Genomic DNA, 6,877 nt, shown 5'->3' with positions numbered 1-6,877 from the left:
GGGTGGCGGCCCGCGCCCCCAGGCCCCCGGTGGCGGTCGCGCCACCCCGGGCAACATGCCGCGTCCGCAGGCCGGGCCCGGTGGTCCGCGTCCGGGCGGCGGAAACCGTCCCAACCCGGGCATGATGCCGCAGCGGCCCGCCGCGGGCGGTCGCCCCGGTCCGGGCGGCCCCGGCGGTCGCGGCCAGGGCGGCGGTCGTCCCGGTGGCGGTTTCGCCGGTCGTCCCGCCGGTCCCGGTGGCGGCGGTCGTCCCGGTGGCGGTTTCGCCGGTCGTCCCGCCGGTCCCGGTGGCGGCGGTGCCGGTCGTCCGGGTGGTCCCGGTGGCGGTGGCGGCTTCGGCGGTCGCCCCGGCTTTGGCGGTCGTCCCGGTGGTCCGGGTGGTCGCGGCGGTACGCAGGGCGCCTTCGGTCGCCCGGGCGGACCGGCCCGTCGTGGGCGCAAGTCCAAGCGGCAGCGCCGCCAGGAGTACGAGGCCATGCAGGCGCCGTCGATCGGTGGCGTGATGCTGCCGCGCGGCAACGGCGAGACCGTTCGCCTGTCCCGCGGTGCCTCCCTCACCGACTTCGCCGAGAAGATCAACGCCAACCCGGCCTCGCTGGTGCAGGTGATGTTCAACCTCGGTGAGATGGTCACCGCGACCCAGTCGGTCTCCGACGAGACGCTGCAGCTGCTCGGCGACGAGATGAACTACACCGTCCGCATCGTCAGCCCGGAGGAGGAGGACCGCGAGCTGCTCGAGTCCTTCGACATCGACTTCGGCGAGGACGAGGGCGGCGCCGAGCTCCTGGTGGCCCGTCCGCCGGTGGTCACCGTGATGGGTCACGTGGACCACGGAAAGACGCGACTGCTGGACGCCATCCGGAAGACCAACGTCATCGAGGGCGAGGCCGGCGGCATCACCCAGCACATCGGTGCCTACCAGGTCTCCACGGAGGTCAACGGCGAGGAGCGGGCGATCACCTTCATCGACACCCCGGGTCACGAGGCGTTCACCGCCATGCGTGCCCGCGGTGCGAAGTCGACCGACATCGCCGTCCTGGTCGTCGCGGCCAACGACGGTGTGATGCCGCAGACGATCGAGGCGCTCAACCACGCCAAGGCGGCCGAGGTGCCGATCGTCGTCGCGGTCAACAAGATCGACGTCGAGGGCGCGGACCCGACCAAGGTGCGCGGCCAGCTGACCGAGTACGGCCTGGTGGCCGAGGAGTACGGCGGCGACACCATGTTCGTCGACATCTCCGCGAAGCAGGGCATCAACATCGAGGGTGTCCTGGAGGCCGTGATCCTCACCGCCGACGCCGCGCTGGACCTGCGGGCCAACCCGAAGCAGGACGCGCAGGGCATCGCGATCGAGGCGCACCTGGACAAGGGCCGCGGTGCCGTGGCCACCGTCCTGGTGCAGCGCGGCACCCTGCGGGTCGGGGACGTCATGGTCGCGGGCGACGCCCACGGCCGTGTGCGGGCCATGCTCGACGACGCCGGTCGGAACGTCGAGGAGGCCGGCCCCTCCACCCCGGTGCTGGTGCAGGGTCTGACCAACGTGCCGGGCGCGGGCGACAACTTCCTCGTCGTCGGCGAGGACCGCACCGCCCGTCAGATCGCCGAGAAGCGTGCCGCCCGCGAGCGGAACGCCGCCTTCGCCAAGCGTGTCCGCCGGGTCTCCCTGGAGGACCTGGACAAGGCGCTCAAGGCCGGCGAGATGGAGCAGCTCAACCTCATCATCAAGGGCGACGCCTCCGGTTCGGTCGAGGCCCTGGAGTCCTCGCTGCTCCAGCTGGACGTCGGCGAGGACGTCGAGCTGCGGGTGCTCCACCGGGGTGTCGGCGCGGTCACCGAGACCGACATCGACCTGGCCACCGGCTCGGACGCCATCGTCATCGGCTTCAACGTGCGCGCCGCCGGCCGGGCCACCCAGATGGCCGACCGCGAGGGCGTGGACGTCCGGTACTACTCGGTCATCTACCAGGCGATCGAGGAGATCGAGGCGGCCCTGAAGGGCATGCTGAAGCCGGAGTACGAGGAGGTCGAGCTCGGCACGGCGGAGATCCGCGAGGTCTTCCGCTCCTCCAAGCTCGGCAACATCGCCGGTGTCCTCATCCGGTCGGGCGAGGTCAAGCGGAACAGCAAGGCCCGCCTGCTGCGCGACGGCAAGGTCATCGCGGAGAGCCTCAACATCGAGGGTCTGCGCCGGTTCAAGGACGATGTCACCGAGATCCGCGAGGGTTACGAGGGCGGTATCAACCTCGGCAACTTCAACGACATCAAGGTGGACGACGTCATCGCCACCTACGAGCTGCGGGAGAAGCCCCGCGGCTGATCCCGCCGAACCGCTCGGCGGAACACACCGGGGCCGGGCGGCGGAGCACAACTCCGTCGCCCGGCCCCGGCCGTTCCGCCTACGATCATGGGCATGTACACCGGGACGCTCTCGTTCGACCTGTTGCTCGGCGACGTGCATTCCCTCAAGGGGAAGCGTTCGCTGGTCCGCCCGATCGTGGCGGAGTTGCGCCGGTCCCTCGCGGTCTGCGCCGCGGAGGTCGGCGACCAGGACCTGCACCGCCGGGCCCGCATCGGGGTCGCGGTGGTCTCCGGGGACGCCGGTCACCTGACCGACATCCTCGACCGGTGCGAGCGGATGGTCGCCGCCCGCCCCGAAGTGGAGCTGCTGTCCGTGCGACGGCGCATCCACGGCGAGGACGACTGAACAGCGGCCGTTCCCGCCCACGACCAGGTACCAACACAGAGGAGACGGAGCAGTGGCCAACAACGCGCGCGCCGACAACCTGGCGAAACTCATCCGCGAGGTGGTCGCAGGGAAGTTGCAGCGGGGCATCAAGGACCCCCGCATCCAGAACAACCAGGTGACCGTCACCGACACCCGGGTCACCGGTGACCTGCGGGAGGGGACCGTCTTCTACACTGTCTACGGCGACGAGGCCGACCGCGCGGCGGTCGCCGCCGGACTGGAGAGCGCCAAGGGGATGCTCCGCACGGAAGTCGGGAGGGCCGCCGGCATCAAGCACACCCCCAGCCTGACCTTCATCCCCGACGCGCTGCCGGAGAACGCCCGCGCCATGGAGGAGCTCTTCTCCACCGCCCGTGAACGCGACGCCCGCCTGCGTCGTGAGGCGGAGGGCGCGGGCTACGCCGGCGACCCCGACCCCTACCGCCGTCCCGCTCCGGAGGAGGGGGACGAGGAGGGCGACGGGGGCGACTCCCGCGCATGAGCCGCCGTTCCGCCAAGGGGCCCGACGGGCTGGTCGTCATCGACAAGCCCGCCGGGCACACCTCACACGACGTGGTCGCCCGGCTGCGCGGCATCGCCCGCACCCGTCGGGTCGGCCACGCCGGCACGCTCGACCCGATGGCCACCGGAGTGCTGGTCATCGGTCTCGGCCGGGCCACCCGGCTGCTCGGCCACCTCGCCCTGACCGACAAGGAGTACCTGGGCACCATCCGACTCGGCCAGGAGACCGTCACCGACGACGCGGAGGGCGCGATCACCGCCGGCCGGGGGGCCGGGACGATCGACCGCGCGGCCGTCGAGGCCGCCGTCGTCCCGCTGACCGGGGACATCATGCAGGTGCCCGCCCGGGTGAGCGCGGTGAAGGTCGAGGGCAAACGGGCCCATCGCCGGGTGCGGGAGGGCGAAGAAGTGGAACTGCCGGCCCGTCCGGTGACCGTCTCCCGCTTCACCGTCCACGACGTCGGTCCGGCGAGAGCCGACGACGGTACGTCGGTGCTCGACGTGACGGTGACGGTCGGCTGCTCCTCGGGCACCTACATCCGGGCGCTCGCCCGGGACCTGGGGGCGGCCCTGGGCACCGGCGGACACCTCACCGCGTTGCGGCGCACCCGGGTGGGGCCCTACCGGATCGAGGACGCCACGGAGCTGGAACACCTCGCCGAGCGGGCCCGGACCCGCTCCGGGGGCCCGGCGGGAACCGGAAAGGGCGAGGACGGTGAAGGGGGTGGCGACGGCTCGCTCCCCGCTTTCGCCCCGATGTCACTGGAGGAGGCCGCAGCCGCGGCCTTCCCCCGCTGGGACCTGGACGCCCGTCGGACCCGCCTGATCGCCAACGGCGTGCGCCTGGACGCGGAGGAACTACCCGGGGCGCTGCGTTCCGCCGGGCCGGTGGCGGCCTTCGGCGTCGACGGGCGTCTGGTGGCCCTGGTCGAGGCGGAGGGGCGGCACATCCGAGTCCGGGTGGGCTTTCCCGAGCCCTGAGGACGCCGGCGGCACCCCGTGTCGGCGGAAGCGATGAGAAAGCGATGAGAACGGGTCACGCCCTTCGCCACTCCGCCCGCGGGCCGGAGCGGCGAAGGGCCGGAACGACGAATCGGCACCCGGTCCCGCCCGCCTGCCCGGGCGGGACCGGGTGCCGGGGACGGGCGCCGGCCCACCCCCGGGGCGGCCCGCTGACGGGCCCCCGTGACCGGCCGGTATGTTGGACCGGAAGGCCCCTTCCACGGCGAGGAGAGACAACGGTGGAGCGCTGGAACGGACTGGCGGACGTCCCGGTCGACCGGGAGGGCGCCGTCGTCACCATCGGCTCCTTCGACGGCGTGCACCGCGGTCACCAGTTGATCATCGGAAAAGCGGTGGAGCGGGCCCGGGAGCTGGGGCTCCCCGCCGTGGTGGTCACTTTCTCCCCCCATCCGATGGAGGTCATCCGGCCCGGCAGCCACCCGCCGCTGCTCGCCCCCCACCCGTACCGCGCCGACCTCATGGCCGGGCTCGGGGTGGACGCGGTGCTGGTCCTGCCCTTCACCCACGAGTTCTCCCGGCTCTCCCCGGAGGAGTTCGTCGTCAAGGTGCTGGTGGAGAAGCTGCGGGCCCGCACCGTGGTCGAGGGCCCCAACTTCCGGTTCGGCCACCGGGCCGCCGGCACCGTGGACACCCTGATCGAAATGGGTCGGGAGCGCGGTTTCGACGTCATGGTGGTGGACCTCTTCGTGCGCGGCTCGGCGGGTGACGGCGAACCCTTCTCCTCCACCCTCGTCCGCCGGCTGATCGCGGAGGGCGATGTCGGTGGGGCAGCCGAGATCCTGGGACGTCCCCACCGGGTCGAGGGCACCGTGGTCTCCGGCGCCAGACGGGGCCGGGAGCTGGGCTTCCCCACCGCCAATCTGGACACCGTGCCCCATTCGGCGATCCCGGCGGACGGCGTGTACGCCGGCCGCCTCATCGCGGGGGAGGCCATGCCGGCCGCCATCTCGGTGGGCACCAACCCCCAGTTCAACGGGACCGAGCGTACGGTCGAGGCGTACGCCCTGGACCGTACCGACCTCGACCTGTACGGCGATCACGTCGCGGTGGAGTTCCACGCCCGCCTGCGGGGTCAGGAAACCTTCGACAGTCTGGAGGCGTTCATCGCCCGGATGCGCCATGACGTGGAGCTGACCCGTGAGCTGATGACCGGCACGGACTGATCGGTCGATCGAACCGTTCGACGTCTCCCGAACCGCCTCACTCCTGCCGCGGGGGGTGGTGCCGCGGCCATCCCCGCACGGGCGGGTGCCCCATCTGCGGGTCCTCCTCCGGGTTCGGCGCGCCCGGCTGGGGGGCGCCACCGGGCGCGCCGGGGTACGGAGCGCCCGTGAACCGGGGATCCTGCGCGGGATGCGGGGCCGGGCCGCCGGGGTACGGAGCCGCCTGCGGACCCTCCTGCCACTGCCCGTGCCGACCCTGCTGCCCGTGGGGCCCGTGGGGCCCGTGCGGTCCCGGCGGTGGTGCCGGCGCCTGCGGAGCACCCGGGTACGGCCGCGGACCCGGCCCGGCCGGGTATCCGGCGGGGGGTTGGCCCGGCAGCGGAGGCGCCATGTGCGGGGGCATCCCCCCGTCCTGTGTCCACAGGCCCTGCTCCTGCTGGGCACGTGCGAAGTCCTCCGCGATCAGCGCCGCGAGGTCGAAGTACGCCTGTCGGGTCCGGGGCCGCATCAGGTCCAGGTCGAGCTCGGCGCCCGCCGCGAGGTGTTCGTCGAAGGGGGCAACCACCACCCCCCGGCACCGGGTGCGGAAGTGGGCCACGATGTCGTCCACCTTGACCATCCTGCCCGTCTCCCGCACTCCCGAGATGACGGTGACGCTGCGCCGCACCAGTTCGTCGTAACCGTTGGCGGAGAGCCAGTCGAGGGTGGTGCTGGCGCTGCTGGCCCCGTCCACCGAAGGGGTCGAGACGATGATGAGCTGGTCCGCCAGGTCGAGCACCCCGCGCATCGCGCTGTAGAGCAGGCCCGTACCCGAGTCGGTGAGGATGATCGGGTACTGCTTGCCCAGCACGTCGATGACGCGACGATAGTCCTCGTCGTCGAAGGTGGTGGAGATCGCCGGGTCCACGTCGTTGGCGAGGATCTCCAGGCCGGAGGGCGCCTGCGAGGTGAACCGGCGAATGTCCATGTAGCTGTTGAGGTAGGGGATGGCCCCCACCAGATCACGGATCGTCGCCCCCGTCTCGCGTCGCACCCGGCGCCCCAGGGTGCCCGCGTCCGGGTTGGCGTCGATGGCGATCACCTTGTCCTGACGCTCCGAGGCCAGGGTGGCGCCCAGCGCCGTGGTGGTCGTCGTCTTTCCCACACCGCCCTTGAGGCTGATCACGGCGATCCGGTAGCAGGACAGCACCGGGGTGCGGATGATCGCCAGCTTCCGCTGCCGCTCGGCCTCGGCCGACTTGCCGCCCAGCCGGAAGCGGGAGGGCGTGCGACTCGGCGCCTGCGAGCGCGGCCGGTTGCGCCGCTTCTCGTTCAGCAGGCGGTCGGAGGAGAGCTCCACCGAGGCCGTGTACCCCAGCGCGCCCGGTTGGGGACGAGGGGCGTACTGCTGCGGTTCGGGCCAGGCCGCACCGGTCCGCGGGTCCTGCGGCGGACCATTGGGGGC

General features: G+C 72.5%; 6 protein-coding genes. 5 read left to right on the top strand and 1 reads right to left on the bottom strand.

What is annotated here, in order from left to right:
- From infB to FNQ90_RS08130, 5 genes are all read left to right on the top strand, one after another.
- Window positions 1-2,317 (top strand): translation initiation factor IF-2 (infB, locus tag FNQ90_RS08150; protein WP_182605756.1); only part of this gene is annotated, 2,317 nt, incomplete at its 5' end.
- A 93-nt stretch (window positions 2,318-2,410) separates the two neighbouring features.
- Complete coding sequence (locus tag FNQ90_RS08145; protein ID WP_143619633.1) at window positions 2,411-2,704, top strand: DUF503 domain-containing protein; 294 nt, start codon at window positions 2,411-2,413, stop codon at window positions 2,702-2,704.
- Window positions 2,705-2,756: 52 nt separating this feature from the next.
- The gene (gene rbfA, locus FNQ90_RS08140; protein WP_143619635.1) at window positions 2,757-3,227 is read left to right on the top strand and encodes a 30S ribosome-binding factor RbfA; all 471 of its coding nucleotides are present in this window, start codon (window positions 2,757-2,759) and stop codon (window positions 3,225-3,227) included.
- The gene (gene truB / locus FNQ90_RS08135; protein WP_182605755.1) at window positions 3,224-4,228 is read left to right on the top strand and encodes a tRNA pseudouridine(55) synthase TruB; all 1,005 of its coding nucleotides are present in this window, start codon (window positions 3,224-3,226) and stop codon (window positions 4,226-4,228) included. The genes rbfA and truB overlap by 4 nt, the downstream gene beginning before the upstream one ends.
- A gap of 260 nt (window positions 4,229-4,488) precedes the next feature.
- Window positions 4,489-5,433: a bifunctional riboflavin kinase/FAD synthetase gene (locus FNQ90_RS08130; RefSeq protein ID WP_143619639.1), complete on the top strand. Its 945-nt coding sequence runs from the start codon at window positions 4,489-4,491 to the stop codon at window positions 5,431-5,433.
- 37 nt (window positions 5,434-5,470) lie between these two features.
- Here the strand turns inward: FNQ90_RS08130 and FNQ90_RS08125 are convergent.
- Window positions 5,471-6,877 (bottom strand): MinD/ParA family ATP-binding protein (locus tag FNQ90_RS08125; protein WP_182605754.1); only part of this gene is annotated, 1,407 nt, incomplete at its 5' end.

The sequence above is a fragment of the Streptomyces alkaliphilus genome (assembly GCF_014141535.1).
In the GTDB taxonomy this organism is placed as follows: domain Bacteria; phylum Actinomycetota; class Actinomycetes; order Streptomycetales; family Streptomycetaceae; genus Streptomyces; species Streptomyces alkaliphilus.
This window is presented reverse-complemented; position numbering and strand designations above follow the sequence as displayed.